The organism is Escherichia sp. E2586, assembly GCF_005781105.1.
Lineage (GTDB): Bacteria > Pseudomonadota > Gammaproteobacteria > Enterobacterales > Enterobacteriaceae > Escherichia.
Map to the genome: position 1 here is coordinate 1 of NZ_VATN01000033.1, position 16,931 is coordinate 16,931.

Consider the following 16,931-nt stretch of genomic DNA (forward strand, 5'->3'; position numbering starts at 1 on the left):
CATTAGCATTGAGCCTCTACATTTAAAGTACATATAACAAAGATTATGTTAAATATCGTATCTGGAGGGCTTCAGTATGCACATTTCAATCTCCCTTGCCCCCCATTATTACGGCAGTCTGAGAAACAACGTTCTCTCCTGCGTTTGTGATGCTTTAAAACCATGGTGCAGGTAAAAGCGTCGGGCAGTGTCGGTAAGCGCATGAACCATAATGGCGCGAACGCCGATATTTTCAGCTACTCTGTAGCAGCGCAACACCGCATCATGAAGCAGATCGGCGCCCAGTCCTTTACCGTGGAACGAAAGATCGACCGCCAGACGAGCCAGGATAATCACCGGTATGGGGTCAGGCATATTACGGCGAATATTTCCCGTTGCTTCGACATGATTCACACTACCGGTTGCAAGTGAGTAATAACCAACTACACGTTTTGTCTCTTGCTTGCAGATAACAAACGTCCGCGCAGCCCCAAGCGCCTGATTCTTTAATCCCCTGTGTTTTAACCATTCATCCAGAACAGCCTCACCACTAACAAATTCCGCAAGTTGATGAGAACTCGATAAAGGTTCAGGCTGAGTTACAAATCCCACTGTGGTTTCCTTGCCAGAAGTTTTTCTAATGCTGGGTTAGATTCTACCGGCGCATCGATCATATCGATAAACTCGGCATACTGCTCCTCGTTCAGATTAAATACTCTGCGTTCAAGAATGACATTCTCTGCGGCCTGGCAAGCCATTTCGAGGATAAAATCCGTGCGCGACTTATGCAGAATTTCTGCTGCCGTATCTATCAGCGCCCGCTGGGATTCTCTGGCGCGAAGGTTGAGTTGGACATCTGATTTCATGGTAACACTCCGTATAGCATTTGCTATACAGCATAGCAGATTATTGCTGTGTAGCAATTGCTATACATACCGGATAACTGAATTTTTCACCAGAGAGTTACTGACTAAAGGTACTTAATGTTGGCAAGACGGCTGCTGCAACGGATGGGTAAATTATCAGGATGTTGTAACTACGTAATTTTTATTTAAATTCGGGGGCGTTTACTGCCCCCCGAAGACGCATTTAACCATCAGAAGCGGTACTCAATCCCTGCGCCAATGGCGTAGTTATAGTTTTGAATACCTGCAGCATCATTGTAATGTTCAGAGTCACCTGTGACTTTATCATGCACAGTTGAGTCCCCCCTGCCTTCAGAGAAACGCGTCCAGCTCAATTCAGTGAAGACACGAGCCTGGGAAGTAATATTATATCCCGCGTTGATAGTTCCTGAGTAATAGTTTGAATTACTGGCAGTTTCGTTAAAACTCAGGTCACGCATGTAATGCTCATCGTGGTCGCGAGCTTCTACCCACGGACTGAATTTAAACTGTGCAGTGATATCAAAATCCTGGTAAACATATTTCCCCGTCAGCCCTAAGTAAGGCACCCGGTATCTCTGCTGGTAACCAATGGTGCGCTCACCGCGCGGGAAATCGCCCACATTCGCACCATTATCATAGGTATAATGCCCCCCCTCAGCCAGCCAACTGAAACGGGTTTCCTGATACCCAACCACTGCGCCGAGATGCAAATTATCTTCATTCAGCAACCAGCCGGTTACGTTCAGATCAAGCTGGTTAGCGAAATTCAGATGCGTGTCAGGACTGCTTGACCTGTCGCTCCAGTGGCTTTGCGAAGGATAAGACCAGTCATAATCATCCATACCAGAACCGCGAGATGCCAACGTCGTCCACCCATTAGCATTCAGCGACAACCATGATAATGGGTCCCAGGTAATTCCAGCTTTAATAACCGGCGCATTGTTTATTTTCCAGTTAAGCTGGCTCGACTTCACACCTTCATCATAAATAAGTTCGCGAGACTCCCCGTTTAACACCGAAAGAGAAGTTCCAACTGACACACTCTCAGGAGAAAAGTTGACACTCTGGTCAGCATATGCCAATGGCATTAATGCAAGTAAACCTGCCCCGGTAAGTAATACACTTTTCAACATCGCTCTCATCCTTATAACCTGGTGTATGTCTTCTGACTGACATTTGTGCACCGATAAATTGTTCAGTTATACCGCAACAGCAATTAGTCATAATAAATGGTGGAAATGCTGCCATTAATGAATATATTTAACCTAATTGGATTCTGATATTTTCACTGCCACCTTAATCAACGTTTCAGTTAGCCAATTACGTCCTTTAACGGTGTTCAAACCTGAAGATATCAAATCCTTTAAGTTCGGCATTACAGAGTATTAAAGCAGATAAATAGCATAGCCATATCGTTATAATGCCATACATTTCATTACAACAATAAATCAAATCACACAAAAAATTGCGCTTATTTATCATTTTAAGCCCAACAATTGTCATCACCAAAAAAAAATTAAGATAAACACCCTAGACAAAAAAGAAACCAGACAACAAAAATCAGTATGAAATGTCACAAAATGAAAATACAACAACCAATCAACCCATTGATATCACTAAATATAAACATAAATCAGAGATAAATCATAACAGTATCCTCACCAGCTAACATATCAATAACGGAATTTTATGCTGTAATTTCACATAGCAGACAGACCTATATTCTCTTGTTAACGCCCCCTCTACCAGGAATTATAACAATAGACGCGCGCAACGACATGTTCTTATTGAAAAAAACGCACTAACACATAATCATCCTAACACTCCATTATCAACAGAAAATCATTAACATTCGTTAGTTTTTATTATCAGTAACATGTAGCTGGAGGGGTGAGCAAAAACCAAATTTATTACAACAGCACTTGAATGAATTTAGTTACACACTGTTTCGTGTGTCTGTCTCAGACAAAATGAACAGAATAATAAAGCACCTTAAGGAAGATTAGTCCGGATAAATAAATATTGTCCGCCGTCTATTAACAAATTTCAAACAACAGACTGATGTTATTATGAAACAGAGACTCACAGCCTGCCTGCAAATATTTTTGCAGCTCATGGTTATTTTTATGAACTCCTTTGTCTTTACGTTCCCAGCTCAGGCAGTAACGAATTCGCCAGAGAATAAGTCCGGACAAGAAGCAAAAGGAAAGCACGATGCGAAAACAACAGCACAGGATGATGAAGACGATAAAAAAATCGCCTCAGTTCTTACCAGCACTGCCGAATTATTAAAACAGAGCAATAGAACAGATGCATTGATCTCCTCTGCCATCGGCAGCACCTCGTCGATTGCCACCAGTGAAGTGCAGCAATGGTTGCAGCAGTTCGGAACTGCCAAAGTTAATGCAACGCTGGACCGCAAAATGGCACTTAATAATGCCAGCGTAGATCTTCTGGTGCCTCTCTACGACAACAAGAAGCAGGATCTCCTGTTTACGCAAGTTGGTGCCCGCCGCAATGATGACCGCGATATCGTCAATATCGGTATTGGTTATCGTTACTTTGCTGACCACTGGATGTGGGGCGTCAACACTTTTTACGACCAGCAGCTCTCCGGTAATAAGCATCAGCGTCTGGGCGTCGGGACAGAGCTGGGCAGCGATTTCTTCCGCCTTAGCGCAAACGGTTACCGCCGACTTTCCGGCTGGAAAAATTCAAAACGCTATGCCGATTATCAGGAACGTGTTGCCAATGGCTATGACATTCGCGCCGAGGGTTATTTACCCGTTTATCCACAGTTAGGTGCAGAACTGGCGTGGGAACAATACTTTGGTGAGGAAGTGGCGCTCTCGCAGAACAGCAGTGATAAGCGCCTGAGCAACCCGTGGGCCATGACGCTGGGCGTCAACTACACGCCATTCCCGCTGATGACCGTGGGCCTGAACCAAAAAATGGGTAAAGGTGATCAGAACGACACCCAGGTGAACCTCAATCTCAACTGGAAGATGGGCGAATCCCTGGCGAGTCATCTCGATCCAGACGCCGTCGGCGCCAGCAGAACGCTGATGGGTAGCCGTTACGAGCTGGTAAACAGAAACAACGACATTGTGCTGGAGTACCGTAAGCAACAGGTTATCTGGCTGACCCTGCAGGATAAAATTTCCGGCACTGAATCTATGACCCTGCCGGTAAATGTGCAGGTGAAGAGCAAATATCCGCTTGATCACATCCACTGGCAGGTTGACAGTTTTAATATTCAACACGCAGTCACCACCGCCAGCGCCGCTAAAATGACGCTACCAGCAGACGGAGTAAGCAGCACACCGATTAGCGTGACGCTGACCACCGCCAGTGGTGAGAAAATCACAGGTCAGGCAGCTAACCTCAGTGCTCAAATCACGGAAGCCAACTCAAAACAACAGAAGCCACAAAAGAAAGCCAGGCTGCAAAAGAAAACCAGCCTCTCTCCGGCAACCGCACCAACGCAGGTGCCAGCCAGTATCTCGGCGTTTAAAGAAAACTCGCCCGGCGTATATGTCACTACCTTCCATGCCGGCAATATGCCTGGGCAGACAACTACCGCAGAAGTTGCAGAATGTTTTGCGGAACCTGGTTAGCCTGTGCCAGAACAGACGTTCCCGCAGACTGCAGGATGTTAGCTCGACTCATTTCAGACACTTCAGAGGCAAAGTCAGCGTCCAGAATGCGTGAACGAGACTCAGACAGGTTATTAACGGTGTTGTTCAGATTGCTAATCACAGAATCGAAACGGTTTTGCACGGCACCGAGACCAGAGCGTAGTTTATCGACCTGAGACAGTGCAGCATCGATGGTTTTCAGCGGATCAGGCGTAACGGTATTAGCGCCCTTAACCGCAACACCGGTGTCGGTGAATTCGCCTTCAATACTTACAGTACCATTTTTACTTGTTACTTTTTTCTGTGTGTAGTCAGCCTTGGTGACGTGGCCTTTACCATCGTCCACATAAAAATTTCCCTGGTCGTCAGTTTTCAATGTCTTTCCCCCCAGAGTTGCCACTGAATTAGCACTAATGGTGACATCACCGCTATATTTCTGACCAACCACTGAACTCACATTTTTGGGATCCACTGTCACTGGGGTATCAGTCTTAAAACTAACCACGCTGTTCTCTATGACTTGAGCGGAATAGTAATTCCCATCGTCGCATTTCGCATAAAGATCGCCCGTTGCCTTGTCTTGTACGAGATCCTGCGCATGAATGTTTTGATCACCTTGATTGTCCAGATCAGCTACCGTATAAGTTATCTCGGCGCTATAAAACATACCATCGGGAATCACTGTGGTAATTGGCAACCCTGCGATATTTTCTGACACGGTAAAATCTGTCATGCCGAGGGTGTCAGCATCCATTTTATTCAAATCGATACCGATTGTTTCTTTATCGTTAGACCCCACCTGGATAGACAAAGATTGATCCTGACTGAGAACTTTAACACCGTTAAATTCAGTCTGATCGGAGATGCGGTTGATTTCCGACAGACGGGCGTTAATTTCATCCTGAATGGATTCACGGTCAGAAGCTGAGTTAGTTCCATTCTGCGCCTGAACAGTCAGACGGCGGATATTCTGCAGGTTATCGTTCACTTCGTTCAGCGCACCTTCAGTGGTTTGAGCAATGGAGATACCGTCATTAGCATTGCGGGAAGCCTGAGTCAGACCAGAAATGCTGGCGGTGAAACGGTTGCTGATAGCCTGGCCAGCAGCATCGTCTTTTGCGCTATTAATGCGCAGACCAGAAGACAGGCGCTGAATAGCTGTACCCAGTGTTGTCTGGGACTTATTGAGGTTGTTCTGTGCTACAAGGCTGAGAGCATTAGTATTAATAACCTGTGACATAGTATATCGTTCCTGTAAGTTAGACGGAGTGGATTGTTACAATATAATTCCAATAAAACATGCAATTATGTTTACTATTTAGCAGCTTGGCTTATGATGAAGCGACTGCGGTAAATGTTATATCGGCATGGAAATAAAACGACTAAAGGCTGAAACATTTCCACTTAAAAATGGCGCGTTACGGTGTTTTTTATCAAACCAAAATCGGAATTTGTTGCGCCAAATATTTCGATAAATCTAACCATCACTGATTCGGTCAGAGTTCATTAGCGTCGGTATAGGGGCCTGAAGCCCAACCGTACGTTTTTGTACGGTTGGGCTTCAGACCCCAATAATAACTAACCACTCTGTTTTTTTGATAAGCACCACCCCGTTTACAAAAAAATAGCAAATGACTATTGACACTATTCTTGAAATCACAAACTGCACATAATCCATCGCGCTAACGGCTCCCGTTGAAGGTTCTTTTGACGATTAACTTTCAGCCGAAGCGCGGTAGGGAGTCATAACGCCAAAGCAGGCCGCCATGCGCGGCCTTTTTTTGTATCCGTCATCCGTGGAGGAAGGACAATGGAAAAGATAGCAATATTCAGCCTGACCACCAGCAAACCGCAAATGCTCACTGCAATACTGAAAGACGGTGCTCTCGTGATTAACGAAGTAAAACCCCTTCCCGCGTCAGCATTGGAACAAAAGCAAAAAATTCCTCCAGCTATAGCAGCCCTGCGGAAAAGCAAATTTAAGGTGCTGGTAGACGAAATTACGCCAACGATCTCCGCTGGCACCGGAGCAAGCCAGGTAACACTCAAGACACGTCATGCCGACGGCAGAGCTGCGATTATCGTAGGGATGGAAAGATACAGAGAGCTAAAACTCCAGAAGCTATTATCCCTGCCGCAAAATTACAAAGGTGCTTTCGAAATCCCCGACTCCATCGTTGATACCGAATACAACGGTAACGGAGAAGAAGTCTACCGGGTGAACTGGCAGGACATCAGGCCGGAACATATTCTTATGATCCTGTGTTGCTACGCGACCGTATACCACAACGTTGCCAGCGCAGATTATGTGGAACAGATGACAGGTACAGTCGAGAAAGAGCACAAAACAGGCATCCTCGCTTCGTTCCTGTCCATTATTGGGCATGAAAAGGTTAAAGCAGGCACCTCCCAGCCAAAGTCACTGGCTGGGAAAGAAGTTGATGAAGATACCGTGATACTTTGATCACATCAGTAGCTTTGTTAACTCCCTCAATACCAGGTAGAAGAGTAACAAAAATATTGACGCCAGTATTTGCGTGGTCAATGAAGCGTTCATAAACAGATCAATTAGCATTAGTATTTCGAAAATAACATCCATGTCATTCGCTCCGTTTAATTTTTAATCTACTGCCAGTAAGTAATGAAGCTGGCCCCGCATAAAGATTAATGAAAGTCACTTGTCACCAGTGAGGGGATTTATGAATCACATCTCCCTGAGCTGGTGGCCTGTCTGTTTCTCGCATTTCACACCCTGCATACAGTTTCCCCAGGTTATGACTGAGGATCTTTGTTATGGGCTATAGCAGACTCGACGATCGATACATTGAAGACGATATTCTGCGCGCACTGTTCCACCAGGAGATGATTAAACGGGTATCGGAATATCACCCGGATAACTTCCAGTACACGATAAAACTTGATGAAGTCTATCGTTCAGACCTGGCTGCCTACCGGGCGTATGGGAACGCAGATTTACGCTGGGTATTCAGAGTGCTGGTGGGGCATGAATCAGAAATGGAAGAAATGCCCGCCGGGACCACGTTAACTCTCCCTGATGTGGCATGGCTGAGAAACAAGATCCGTGATTATGCTGGCGCTGAACCGGAGATAAAAAATGCCTGATTTCCTGAAAAACCAGGACGGGCGCTATATCACTGACGGCCTGTCCTCTAAGGACTTCACGCGTATATTCGACCTTATCAGGAAAGAACAAACCCGTAAGCGCCGACAAGCTCACCGAACGCTTACACCTGGCAGACTGAGGAACAAATCCGCCGAAGATATTCTCAAGTTAGGGAAGAAGAAAGGCGGCACGTTCTTTACTCGCGACGATCTGAAAGGTTTCGAAAAGCTACGGAGTAAAACGCGCGAAAAATATGACAGCAAGACGGCTGGCATTACATACGCCCAGCTGGTGGCGTCCAGCCAGGCTATCGATATTAAGCGTGCAAATAACGCCGTAGACGACGGTTCCGGTATCAAAAGAGCTACGCCCGTATCTCTTCGCCACAACGTAATTAATATCCGCGTAGAAGCATCAGATATATCTGTCCACCAGCATCATATCGTCCGGATACGCTTTGAAGAATGGGATCAGATGGTCGATGACATCGCAGAAGACGATAAATCAGCCCTGAAAGTCACTAAATCACTGTGTGCTGGGCGGGTATCTTTCGATTGTGACTGTGGTCGTCATCAATACTGGTATCGTTACATCGCCACTGCGGGTAACTTTGCCCTGGCACCGCCAAAAGAATACGCCTATCCAAAAGTTCGCAACCCGAAGCTGCAAGGCGTCGCCTGTAAACACGTGATCCACTCAATGACGCGGTTACAGTCCGCCAGTTGGCAAATGAGTATTGCTCGTGCGCTACAAAAGGCTGCAACGCAAATTGCATTTGGTGACGATCGCCGCCGTACAACCAAACACTTCTCAAAAGAAGACGAGAAGGAGTTTAATCGCAATCGTAGCAGTAAAACGAACGTTGAAGCCGCCAAACGCGAATGGAGGCTCTATCAGAAACGCCAGGCCGCTTTAAGCACAAAACTGGCAAAGGACAACGGCAAGATTGACAAGCTACGTGACCAGCTGACCAGGGCCAGAAAGTTGTCAGACGCACAGAAAAAACGAGCGGCAGCAAAAGAAGCGGCCTTGCAACGCGAGAAACAGAAAAACAAGGAGCTTCAGCAACGCCTTGCCGATCAGTTCGCACTGAAGAAGCAGGCGTTCATTGATGCGCTTGTCATGGCAGGAACGTCACCTGAGCAAGCTGAAAAAATGTTTATGGTTTATGTAAAGAAAGGACGGGCATAAAAATAATTTAATAGCCCATCATATAAATAGTGGGCTATTAGCACTTAACTATAGGTTCACCACACCCAGCGAGTTTAACTGGTGAAATAATGTAATATTTATCAAGTTCAGTATCTTGAAATATAAAAGCCTTAAATTTTTCGATTTCAAGTACGAGAGGGTCTTTTTTGAATGATATAAGACCTATTCTTTTATCGGTTGCATTTCTGATTGCAGCCCTTGCGTCTTCCCACTGTTTCATGAATCCAGGTTCCCCTTCGTGATAATGAAATGGAACGGCCAGACGTAAGTTGACAGCGTCAGATTGAATCAGATTGGTTAAATATATATGCATAGATAATCTCCTGTAGTGAATGCAAGAGATTAAATGAATTTTTGTAACATTGCCTAAGAAAAAATACAGACTTTACGTTTTTTTTCGCTGGAAACATGATTATCCATTCATGAAATAGCAAAACATCTACCTTTCTAATACCCATTTTATAAAAAAGCGGTCCTCCAGACCGCCAAACTCAAACACCAACCAGACTTTCCAGTGGAATGCCAAACTGGGAATGTAAACGACGAATCATAGGTAACGTCAAATTTCGAGTACCATTAAGCACTTCGTAAACACGGTTTGGCTTACCAATTGCCGGTTCCAGGTCTTTCACGGTCAGCCCTTGCTGTTCCATACGGAACTTAATGACCATCAATAGGTGATGGAGACTCAATTGGATAATGTTTTTTCTCGTACTCTTCAATGAGAAGACACATGACATCAAAGAAATCACCTTCAGGGGTGTTCATTTCCGGTTTGTTATCGAACATCGGTTCGACCGCACGCAGTGCGGCCTCATAATCCTGTTCTGTACGGATAGGTTTAATGTTCATTATTTCCAAAGAAAAGCCCACTTTTTTAGTGGGCTTTTTGTGTGTTTTTTACAATATCAGGCTGCTTTTTTATTCAGATTCCGCTGAGAAATAAATTCTTCAGCAGTAGTGATACGGCTTAACTCTTCCTGAACGCGCATGTCATTTTCAACTTCCCACAGGTCTACTGCGGTCTGAAGATTAATCCAAAAATCTACAGAAGTATCGAATGCTTTTGCCAGGCGATATGCCATATCCATCGTTAGCTTACGATTATTATTAACAAGAGCACTTACGGTGTTACGATGAACATGTAGTATTTCTGCTAACTCGTTGATCTTCAGCTCTAACGGCTCCAGGTATTCGTACAGCAGGATATCACCTACAGTCGTCGGTTTTCTGGTTGCCTGTTTCATTTTTTGCCCTTACTAGCGTGCGTATTAAGTGGACTCTGGTCAATACCCGGTCCATCCGCCGGGTATTTGTTTTAGTATTTGTGAGGGTCGAGATACAAGTCCTCGGCCTTTCCGTTAACCCACTTAAAAATTAACCTATATTGCTTATTCACCCTTATTGATGAATAGCCGTTTAGCTTCCCTGACAATTCCTCATACCGATTACCTGGTGGTGATCTCAAGTCCTTCCAGGTAGTTGCGGCATTGATAATATCCAGCTTCCGCAACAATGTAATATGAATATCAGAAGGTATCTTTTTGTGTGGTGTTGAAAATTCAAAAAAATCATCAAGCCACGCATCCCTGAAATCCTTTATGTTAATTTTTTTGGTCATTAGTCATTTGATCCTCCGTGATGATTACTGAATGCCATAACTATAGCGCACAGATGCACTGTGCGCAAGTGCATTTGCATTTGCAACAATTCCCCCTCCTTCATCCGAAATCACAATCTCCCGAAAATCTTCCTTTCGATACCTGACAGATCGACCTTTGAGGATGCTTATGGGCCGTTTTGACGAATGGTTTGCTGACGATGCAAACCTGGTAAGTAAGGAGTCAGAACATGACAGCACGCAGAGAGAAACGCCAGCGCCGATTGAAGAGGATGCAGGAGGCGCGCCGGAACATGGCAATACCGGATCGGATTCATTCAGCATTCTGGAAGAGCAATCCACCGCCGAAGCTGATCGCCATGATAATTTCCCTGGTAGCGGCGGTAGTTTTACTCCGGACACTGGAGAACCTGATATAGCCATTCTGCCATCTTCCCTGGCAGGCAGAGAACCAACTCCACAGCTAAAAACACGCTATAACGGGCATAAAGCCTTTAACGACCAGATCCGTGCTGACTGGATGTTAATTATTGAATCCAGCCCAGACGCGTTCCAGGCGCTCTTATACCGACCTGATGTCGGCACATATGGCGTGGTCAGCGACGAAACTGGAGAAGAGTCATTCACTGAACTGGATAACAACCAGCGCGAACTGACTTACCAGGAACCTGAAATCGTTTATGTGCTGGATAACCCTGATGGGCGTGACTCTTTCCATGCTCTTGACTCAGACGGTGAGCAGGACGGTCTGACTGATGACGTCCTTATTCTGCGAATCGCCGCAAATAACTCTTCTGAGTCTTGTTATAGAAAACATCAACAATCGAAAAAGCAGGCTTAAAATAAGCCTGCTTTAATTGGCATTCTGTCGGCAGAATCATTCTGCCGGCAATTCCTATTCTTATCCTGTTCTGCAATCCCCTAAATGTTCCTGAATTGTCAGCAGGACTAGTAGCTGATCTTCGTCAGCACCAGCAGCCTTGCGGATAATCAGGGGGTTGCAACCATGCATTTCACCTCCACACACGCCGGGCAGACAACTGTTTCCGCCACCACCGCGAACGGTGCAGCGAAACAAACCACCACGCTGACGTTTGTTGCCGACACCAAAAGCGCCGTGCTGAAAAACATCACACCGGATAAAACCACGCTGCTGGCCGATGGAAAGGACAGCGCTACGCTGACTGCTGTCGCAGAAGACGCACAGGGTAATCCGTTAAAGAATGTCCAGATCGACTGGAGTTCAACCAGCAATACCGCGCAGTTATCCGCCTCGACCACCCAGACGGACGAACAGGGACATGTCACTGTTCAGGTCAGTTCTCCGACGGTGGAAGAGGTTACGCTGACAGCCACGCTGCAGGGGCAGAAGCTGGCTTCTCCGGTCCTGCACTTTATGGCGGACAGTAAAACCGCCGCGGTAACTTCACTTAACGCCGACAAAAAAACTGCCATCGCCAACCTGAATGATGCCATTCAACTGACGGCGCTGGTCACTGATGCCAGTAAGCATCCGGTGATCGGCAGCCAGGTGAAGTGGGTTATTACATCCGGTAAGGGAACGCTCAGTAACGCGCAGAACACCACCGATGCCAGTGGCAACAGCCTGGTAACACTAACGTCACAGTCAAGCGGGGATGTGGTGGTTACTGCCAGCACCGCGAGCGGTAGCGCAGTAAGTTCACAAAGTCTGCACTTTACTGCCGACAGCACTTCGGCAAAAGTGACTGACGTCACCGTGGATAAAACGCAGGCTATTGCCGACGGCAAGGAGCTTATTACCTACACCGCAGCAGTAAAAGATGCTAAAGGCAACCCTGTTACAAATCATAAAGTGACCTGGAGCGCCTCTGGTACGGGTGTTACGCTTTCAGCACCGAGCACAACAACCAGTGCCTCGGGCGTCGCGTCCGTCACGCTGTCCGCATTGAAAGCCGGAAATGCCGGAGTCACGGCCCAGGCAGAAACAGGTGCCGGGTTTAATGCGCCACAGGTAACCTTTATCGGTGACGCCCGCACTGCGCAGCTTACCGACCTGAAACTCAGTAAACAGAACGCACTCGCTAACGGCGCCGATGAAGTTTTTTTCACGGGGATCGTGACGGATGCGAACAGCAACCCACTGTCGGGCATCAGTATCAACTGGGCAGCAATACCTGCTACAGGTCTCCTGTCAACGGCCTCCAGCACGTCAGACAGCAACGGCAACGTGACGGTATCTCTGACCTCAAAACAACGTGGGGAGCATCAGATCAGCGGTAACATTGGCCATGCTGCCAGCGGAGCACTGGTAACATCAGGCACAGTGAAATTCACTGAGGATGCGACGTCTGCTACGCTGCAAAGCCTGACAGCAGATAACACCAGTGTCACTGCCGGTAAAGGTATTGTTACGTTGACCGCTCAGGTTCTGGACGCATCCGGTCACCCGGTCGCGAATAAACCTGTTGTCTGGCAGTCTGACAATGCCGCAGGTGTTTTCAGTGAAACAACATCGAACACCGATGCGAAGGGTAACGTGAAGGTGACTTACATCAGCACGCTCGCGAAAGCCACCACCATTACGGCATCCAGCGACAATCACAGCCAGAAAACTATTCAGCTAACCATCACGCCTGATATACAGAGTGCAAAACCGGTTAACGTCAGCGCCAGTAAAACCAGCGCAATGGCGAATAACAAGGATGTGGTTACCCTGACCGCCACTGTGGAAGATGAATACAAGAACCCCGTCAGCCAGAGTGAGGTGACCTGGCAGGTTCAGCCAGCAACAGGTAAATATCATCTTACCGGCAGTCCGCAAAAAACCGACGCCCAGGGTCAGGTTACAGCAACGCTCACCTCAGAGGATGTACTCGCCTGTCAGGCTGTGGCGACCATCAATGGTGTAAGTCAGTCATCTGAAACCATCAGCTTTGGTGCCGATGCGGCTACTGCCGCAGTCTCTGCGCTCACCCCGTCCACAACAACGGATGTGGCAGCAGGTGATAACATAACGCTGAAAGCCACAGTGACGGACGAAGCCGGACATCCTGTTATTAACCAACGGGTTAACTGGAGCTCCGATAATACCAACGGGATTTTCCAGCCTGGTAATGTCACCGACACCAACAGTCAGGGTATCGCGGAAGTTGCTTATTCCACCACCAAAGGAGGTGCGTCGCAAATTACTGCGGGTATTAATCAGTCCAGCCAGACTGTAACGGTGAATGTGACTGGCAATATTGCTACAGCGGCCCTGTCTGACAGCAAAGTGGACAAAACCCAGGCCGTAGCCGATGACAAGGAACTCGTAACCTGGTCGGTTACTGTCAAAGATGCCCACGATAATCCGGTTAAGGGCGTGCAGATCGACTGGACCAGTAACGCCCCGAATCTGACGTTAGACGGCACCAACAGTCTGACGGATAACCAGGGCGTTGCCACCGTCAGCGGACACACGAAAATCGCAGCCGTAACAATTGTCACCGCCACCATACCGGTGAATGGCACACAGCTTGCGGCACCTGGAGTCACCTTTATTGGAGATATTAAAACCGCAAAAATGGATACAATATATAGTAATAAGTCTATTGTTGCCCCTGATGGTAAGGATAACGCAACCTATGAAGCGATAGTGACGGACATCAACAATAACAGGGTCCCTGATGCTACCGTTAGCTGGCAGACAACACCTGGTTTCTTCCTTTCTGCGGAAACGTCAAAAACCGATGCCAACGGAATTACAAGTGTCACTATTCGAAGTACTAAAGTAGGAATGGCGACGACAACGGCAAGCACGAATGGTTCAACGATAACAGATCCAGACATGGCGTTTATGACAGAGATATCTGAACACTGGGTCATCAATACTGACACAGCCCAAACTATGTCTGCGCATCTGAGCGCCCCTAACCTTTACACAGCATTTATCGTTGCTCCCCCCACGATGGGCCCAACAACACTATCATCAGGAAACAATCCCGATAATGAAGTGATTCAGACACCGATCATCGATGAACACGGCAAGGAGTATACGCTCAAGTTAAGGGCAAGAAAGCTTACAGCTTGTGGTCTTTATTCCTTCAACACTGTGATTGGTTGTGGGCTTTCTCTTGCGAGAAGTTTATTTGACTGGTCGCGCAGCGATAACCCCGACCTTCCTGCTGGACATTACACCGGTTTGATCCATTACATTCTCACCGACGGAACATGGAAATTTGAATACAATATGACGGTGGATTTAACCATTAACTAAACAGAAATCACTCCAGCATCCGATAAGGGTGCCTGGCTAACGCAGTGAGATTACCTACTGCATCAGTCTGAATAACCACCAATGTCCTGTGCAATAAATATTGCGCAGGACATTTTTTATCAAAAATATCCTGAGATTACCGATTTTTTGGACTATTGACCTGACGCGTATTGACTGAAAATAGTGCCATCAGAGTTCCATCAGGTTGAACGCAACACAACAACGATATCATCCAGACAGGCGCTTTATTTACGTCATCAGCTCTACGTAACCGGCCTTCTGCCCCGCTCCGATCTGGCGAATAACGCCCAGAGATTCTTACTACTCAGTGGATAGGTGAGACTCAACCCGCTATTTGTGTGAATATCACCTTTAATCAGGTAGTCAAATTTACTGTGCCACTACAATCACTGATATCACAGATTTATAATAAAAATATTTTCTATATACATCTAATCATTTTAAAATAACTCAAACTATATCAATATATAACTTGTAAATAACAACAACTCTTTTTTAATTCTATTAATATTTATAGTGTCACTTGGCCATGAAATAAAATGTTGCATCATTAGAAATGAAGATTTATTTATGAATAAAAATACAGTTGCTTTTTTGGTCATCAGTAATGATGAAATATTGATGGCAGCAACGTGATATATAGTTGTAATCCTATTCCGTAAAATAAAACAACAATTGTGCTTCATGTTCAGATCTAATGAATTAACACTTTAATCCATTACAAGTACAAAACAGGCAGTTCATCGGCAACCTAATACTTTTTTGGGTTACAACTTCTACTTGAAAATAGGTTATTATGAAAAATACAGACGCTACGTTTAACTGGGATCCTGAAAGTAATCAGTCTTTTGACTATCCCAGAGAAGTCACGTTGAGGGGACCTGCAGAAGCATTTAATAAAATGCAAGGATGCGGGCTTGAAGTTTACGGTATGGCTACTGGTCCTGTTCACGTTGGTCCTGTTCAAGCTGGTCCTCTTATTCTTCTCCCGGATAGTACAGGAGCCGACGTTATTAATTGGTCTGTACCAGCTACGAAGGATAAAAATTCCACTTTTCTGTTTTTGGAAAAAGCTGATTTCCGTATTGCAGGTGACAAAAACTTAAAAACCATAACATTAACTGATTCCTCGAGACATCGTCCTTATTTCGCAATTGATTTCAAATTGTTCGATGATAGCCGTGTTACACTGGAAAATCTACGCGCTGTTTTCCTCGGAATGTCAAGGTTAGATACAATTAAAAGCCCATACCTTACTGGTATTCAGAATTCAAGATTCATCATTTCAGCAGAGTATATTGAGTTGTTTTATAACGCTATAATATCAGGATACAGCACACTTGATGTGCAAGCCAATGAAATTTCAACAAATAACATCGCGGGCAGTATACTTAGCGGATTGAGGTTTAATAATAATTCTTCACTCTTACTAAATGTTAGATTAGAGCAACATACTGACTCAAATTTAAACCTTTCGAGTAGTTTATCTTTTTATGATTCATCTTATGGAAATATTTTCGCAAGGACTATATGTAATGATGTCCCTGATAACAACGAAGGAGATTATGTTGCGATAGATGCTTTTGATAATTCGACAGTGGATATTCATACAACTCAGTTTTCACAGGGGAATGGGATGGGTAAGATTATTCAGTTGTCAGGTAGTGCAAAGGTAACTATTAATCCATTGAACAATACTATCCCAATTGCTCCTGTGCAAGAGTTACAGAAACCAACAGGAAAATGCTGGGCAGGAATGATTAACTTTAAATCCGGTTCAAAAGCGACTCTAACATTAGCTGCGGCAACTCTTCAAAACCTGCCAGATGTAATGGCGTTAAATGACTTAAAAATCGTGTACGTAGATGAGATGCCAGTTGATATTTTAAGTAGTTTCAATATTTCATTTAAAGATGGGATTGTCTTAAAATTGAAATGATTTTCTATATCACCTTGAATTTCTGTTTGTAAATTATGGCGTTGTGGTTTTATTTTCTGAATGCGACAGTTTTATTAAATGACACTGTCGCATCTTTCATTCTGGCTTCCTGTCGGTCTTCATTTGTACGCTCCAGGACCCTCCGGCGTACAGCCAGCGCCACTGCCGACAGGATGGTCATCACCACTTGTCCCATATCACCATCGGTGCTGCTCCCATCGTCAATAAACCTGACGGTAACGCCCTGAGCGTCAAATTTCTTCTTCCAGTTGT

14 protein-coding genes and 2 pseudogenes are annotated in these 16,931 nt (G+C 45.5%); 7 read left to right on the plus strand and 9 right to left on the minus strand.

What is annotated here, in order from left to right:
- Window positions 1-108: 108 nt before the first annotated feature.
- The 3 genes from FEK50_RS22375 to FEK50_RS22385 form a co-directional block, all read right to left on the minus strand.
- Window positions 109-591, minus strand: a complete 483-nt coding sequence (locus tag FEK50_RS22375) for a GNAT family N-acetyltransferase (protein ID WP_130209501.1) — start codon at window positions 589-591, stop codon at window positions 109-111.
- Window positions 579-845, minus strand: coding sequence for a DUF1778 domain-containing protein (locus FEK50_RS22380; protein ID WP_130209503.1), 267 nt, complete (start codon window positions 843-845; stop codon window positions 579-581). The genes FEK50_RS22375 and FEK50_RS22380 overlap by 13 nt, the downstream gene beginning before the upstream one ends.
- A gap of 230 nt (window positions 846-1,075) precedes the next feature.
- Complete coding sequence (locus FEK50_RS22385; protein WP_131162213.1) at window positions 1,076-1,999, minus strand: omptin family outer membrane protease; 924 nt, start codon at window positions 1,997-1,999, stop codon at window positions 1,076-1,078.
- Between the two features lie 993 nt (window positions 2,000-2,992).
- On the opposite strand from FEK50_RS22385, the gene FEK50_RS22390 reads away from it, so the two are divergent.
- A complete protein-coding gene (locus tag FEK50_RS22390; RefSeq protein ID WP_165489008.1) occupies window positions 2,993-4,483 on the plus strand; it encodes an inverse autotransporter beta domain-containing protein in 1,491 nt (496 codons plus the stop codon).
- Here the strand turns inward: FEK50_RS22390 and FEK50_RS22395 are convergent.
- Window positions 4,443-5,744, minus strand: a complete 1,302-nt coding sequence (locus tag FEK50_RS22395; protein WP_130236368.1) for a FliC/FljB family flagellin — start codon at window positions 5,742-5,744, stop codon at window positions 4,443-4,445. The genes FEK50_RS22390 and FEK50_RS22395 overlap by 41 nt on opposite strands.
- Window positions 5,745-6,314: 570 nt before the next feature.
- On the opposite strand from FEK50_RS22395, the gene FEK50_RS22400 reads away from it, so the two are divergent.
- From FEK50_RS22400 to FEK50_RS22410, 3 genes are all read left to right on the plus strand, one after another.
- Window positions 6,315-6,968, plus strand: coding sequence for a maturation control protein (locus FEK50_RS22400; RefSeq protein ID WP_130236369.1), 654 nt, complete (start codon window positions 6,315-6,317; stop codon window positions 6,966-6,968).
- 329 nt (window positions 6,969-7,297) lie between these two features.
- On the plus strand, window positions 7,298-7,627 hold the full coding sequence (locus FEK50_RS22405; RefSeq protein WP_130236370.1) for a baseplate protein: 330 nt from the start codon (window positions 7,298-7,300) through the stop codon (window positions 7,625-7,627).
- Window positions 7,620-8,819, plus strand: a complete 1,200-nt coding sequence (locus FEK50_RS22410; protein WP_130236371.1) for a phage tail protein — start codon at window positions 7,620-7,622, stop codon at window positions 8,817-8,819. Before FEK50_RS22405 ends, FEK50_RS22410 begins: the two co-directional genes overlap by 8 nt.
- 37 nt (window positions 8,820-8,856) lie before the next feature.
- On the opposite strand, the gene FEK50_RS22415 is transcribed toward FEK50_RS22410, so the two are convergent.
- From FEK50_RS22415 to FEK50_RS22430, 4 genes and pseudogenes are all read right to left on the minus strand, one after another.
- Window positions 8,857-9,153, minus strand: coding sequence for a hypothetical protein (locus FEK50_RS22415; protein WP_130236372.1), 297 nt, complete (start codon window positions 9,151-9,153; stop codon window positions 8,857-8,859).
- Between the two features lie 178 nt (window positions 9,154-9,331).
- Window positions 9,332-9,692, minus strand: a pseudogene (locus tag FEK50_RS22420) (helix-turn-helix domain-containing protein).
- A gap of 56 nt (window positions 9,693-9,748) precedes the next feature.
- A complete protein-coding gene (locus tag FEK50_RS22425) occupies window positions 9,749-10,087 on the minus strand; it encodes a HigA family addiction module antitoxin (protein WP_000806446.1) in 339 nt (112 codons plus the stop codon).
- A 71-nt stretch (window positions 10,088-10,158) separates the two neighbouring features.
- Window positions 10,159-10,461, minus strand: coding sequence for a type II toxin-antitoxin system RelE/ParE family toxin (locus FEK50_RS22430; protein ID WP_130236373.1), 303 nt, complete (start codon window positions 10,459-10,461; stop codon window positions 10,159-10,161).
- A 169-nt stretch (window positions 10,462-10,630) separates the two neighbouring features.
- On the opposite strand from FEK50_RS22430, the gene FEK50_RS22435 reads away from it, so the two are divergent.
- From FEK50_RS22435 to FEK50_RS22445, 3 genes are all read left to right on the plus strand, one after another.
- Window positions 10,631-11,302 (plus strand): phage tail protein, encoded by a 672-nt coding sequence (locus FEK50_RS22435; RefSeq protein ID WP_240779370.1) that lies wholly within the window; start codon window positions 10,631-10,633, stop codon window positions 11,300-11,302.
- Between the two features lie 165 nt (window positions 11,303-11,467).
- Window positions 11,468-14,698, plus strand: coding sequence for an Ig-like domain-containing protein (locus FEK50_RS22440; RefSeq protein WP_130236374.1), 3,231 nt, complete (start codon window positions 11,468-11,470; stop codon window positions 14,696-14,698).
- 817 nt (window positions 14,699-15,515) lie between these two features.
- Window positions 15,516-16,658 (plus strand): hypothetical protein, encoded by a 1,143-nt coding sequence (locus tag FEK50_RS22445; RefSeq protein WP_130236375.1) that lies wholly within the window; start codon window positions 15,516-15,518, stop codon window positions 16,656-16,658.
- Between the two features lie 94 nt (window positions 16,659-16,752).
- On the opposite strand, the pseudogene FEK50_RS22450 reads toward FEK50_RS22445, so the two are convergent.
- A pseudogene (locus FEK50_RS22450) lies at window positions 16,753-16,931 on the minus strand (recombinase family protein); the annotation flags it as partial.

Coding starts and splice junctions, on each gene's coding strand:
- FEK50_RS22400 (WP_130236369.1), top strand. CDS start 6,315: ATGGAAAAGATAGCAATATTCAGCCTGACCACCAGCAAACCGCAAATG.
- FEK50_RS22380 (WP_130209503.1), bottom strand. CDS start 845: ATGAAATCAGATGTCCAACTCAACCTTCGCGCCAGAGAATCCCAGCGG.
- FEK50_RS22390 (WP_165489008.1), top strand. CDS start 2,993: ATGAACTCCTTTGTCTTTACGTTCCCAGCTCAGGCAGTAACGAATTCG.
- FEK50_RS22445 (WP_130236375.1), top strand. CDS start 15,516: ATGAAAAATACAGACGCTACGTTTAACTGGGATCCTGAAAGTAATCAG.
- FEK50_RS22405 (WP_130236370.1), top strand. CDS start 7,298: ATGGGCTATAGCAGACTCGACGATCGATACATTGAAGACGATATTCTG.
- FEK50_RS22385 (WP_131162213.1), bottom strand. CDS start 1,999: ATGTTGAAAAGTGTATTACTTACCGGGGCAGGTTTACTTGCATTAATG.
- FEK50_RS22395 (WP_130236368.1), bottom strand. CDS start 5,744: ATGTCACAGGTTATTAATACTAATGCTCTCAGCCTTGTAGCACAGAAC.
- FEK50_RS22410 (WP_130236371.1), top strand. CDS start 7,620: ATGCCTGATTTCCTGAAAAACCAGGACGGGCGCTATATCACTGACGGC.
- FEK50_RS22440 (WP_130236374.1), top strand. CDS start 11,468: ATGCATTTCACCTCCACACACGCCGGGCAGACAACTGTTTCCGCCACC.
- FEK50_RS22415 (WP_130236372.1), bottom strand. CDS start 9,153: ATGCATATATATTTAACCAATCTGATTCAATCTGACGCTGTCAACTTA.
- FEK50_RS22435 (WP_240779370.1), top strand. CDS start 10,631: ATGGGCCGTTTTGACGAATGGTTTGCTGACGATGCAAACCTGGTAAGT.
- FEK50_RS22430 (WP_130236373.1), bottom strand. CDS start 10,461: ATGACCAAAAAAATTAACATAAAGGATTTCAGGGATGCGTGGCTTGAT.
- FEK50_RS22425 (WP_000806446.1), bottom strand. CDS start 10,087: ATGAAACAGGCAACCAGAAAACCGACGACTGTAGGTGATATCCTGCTG.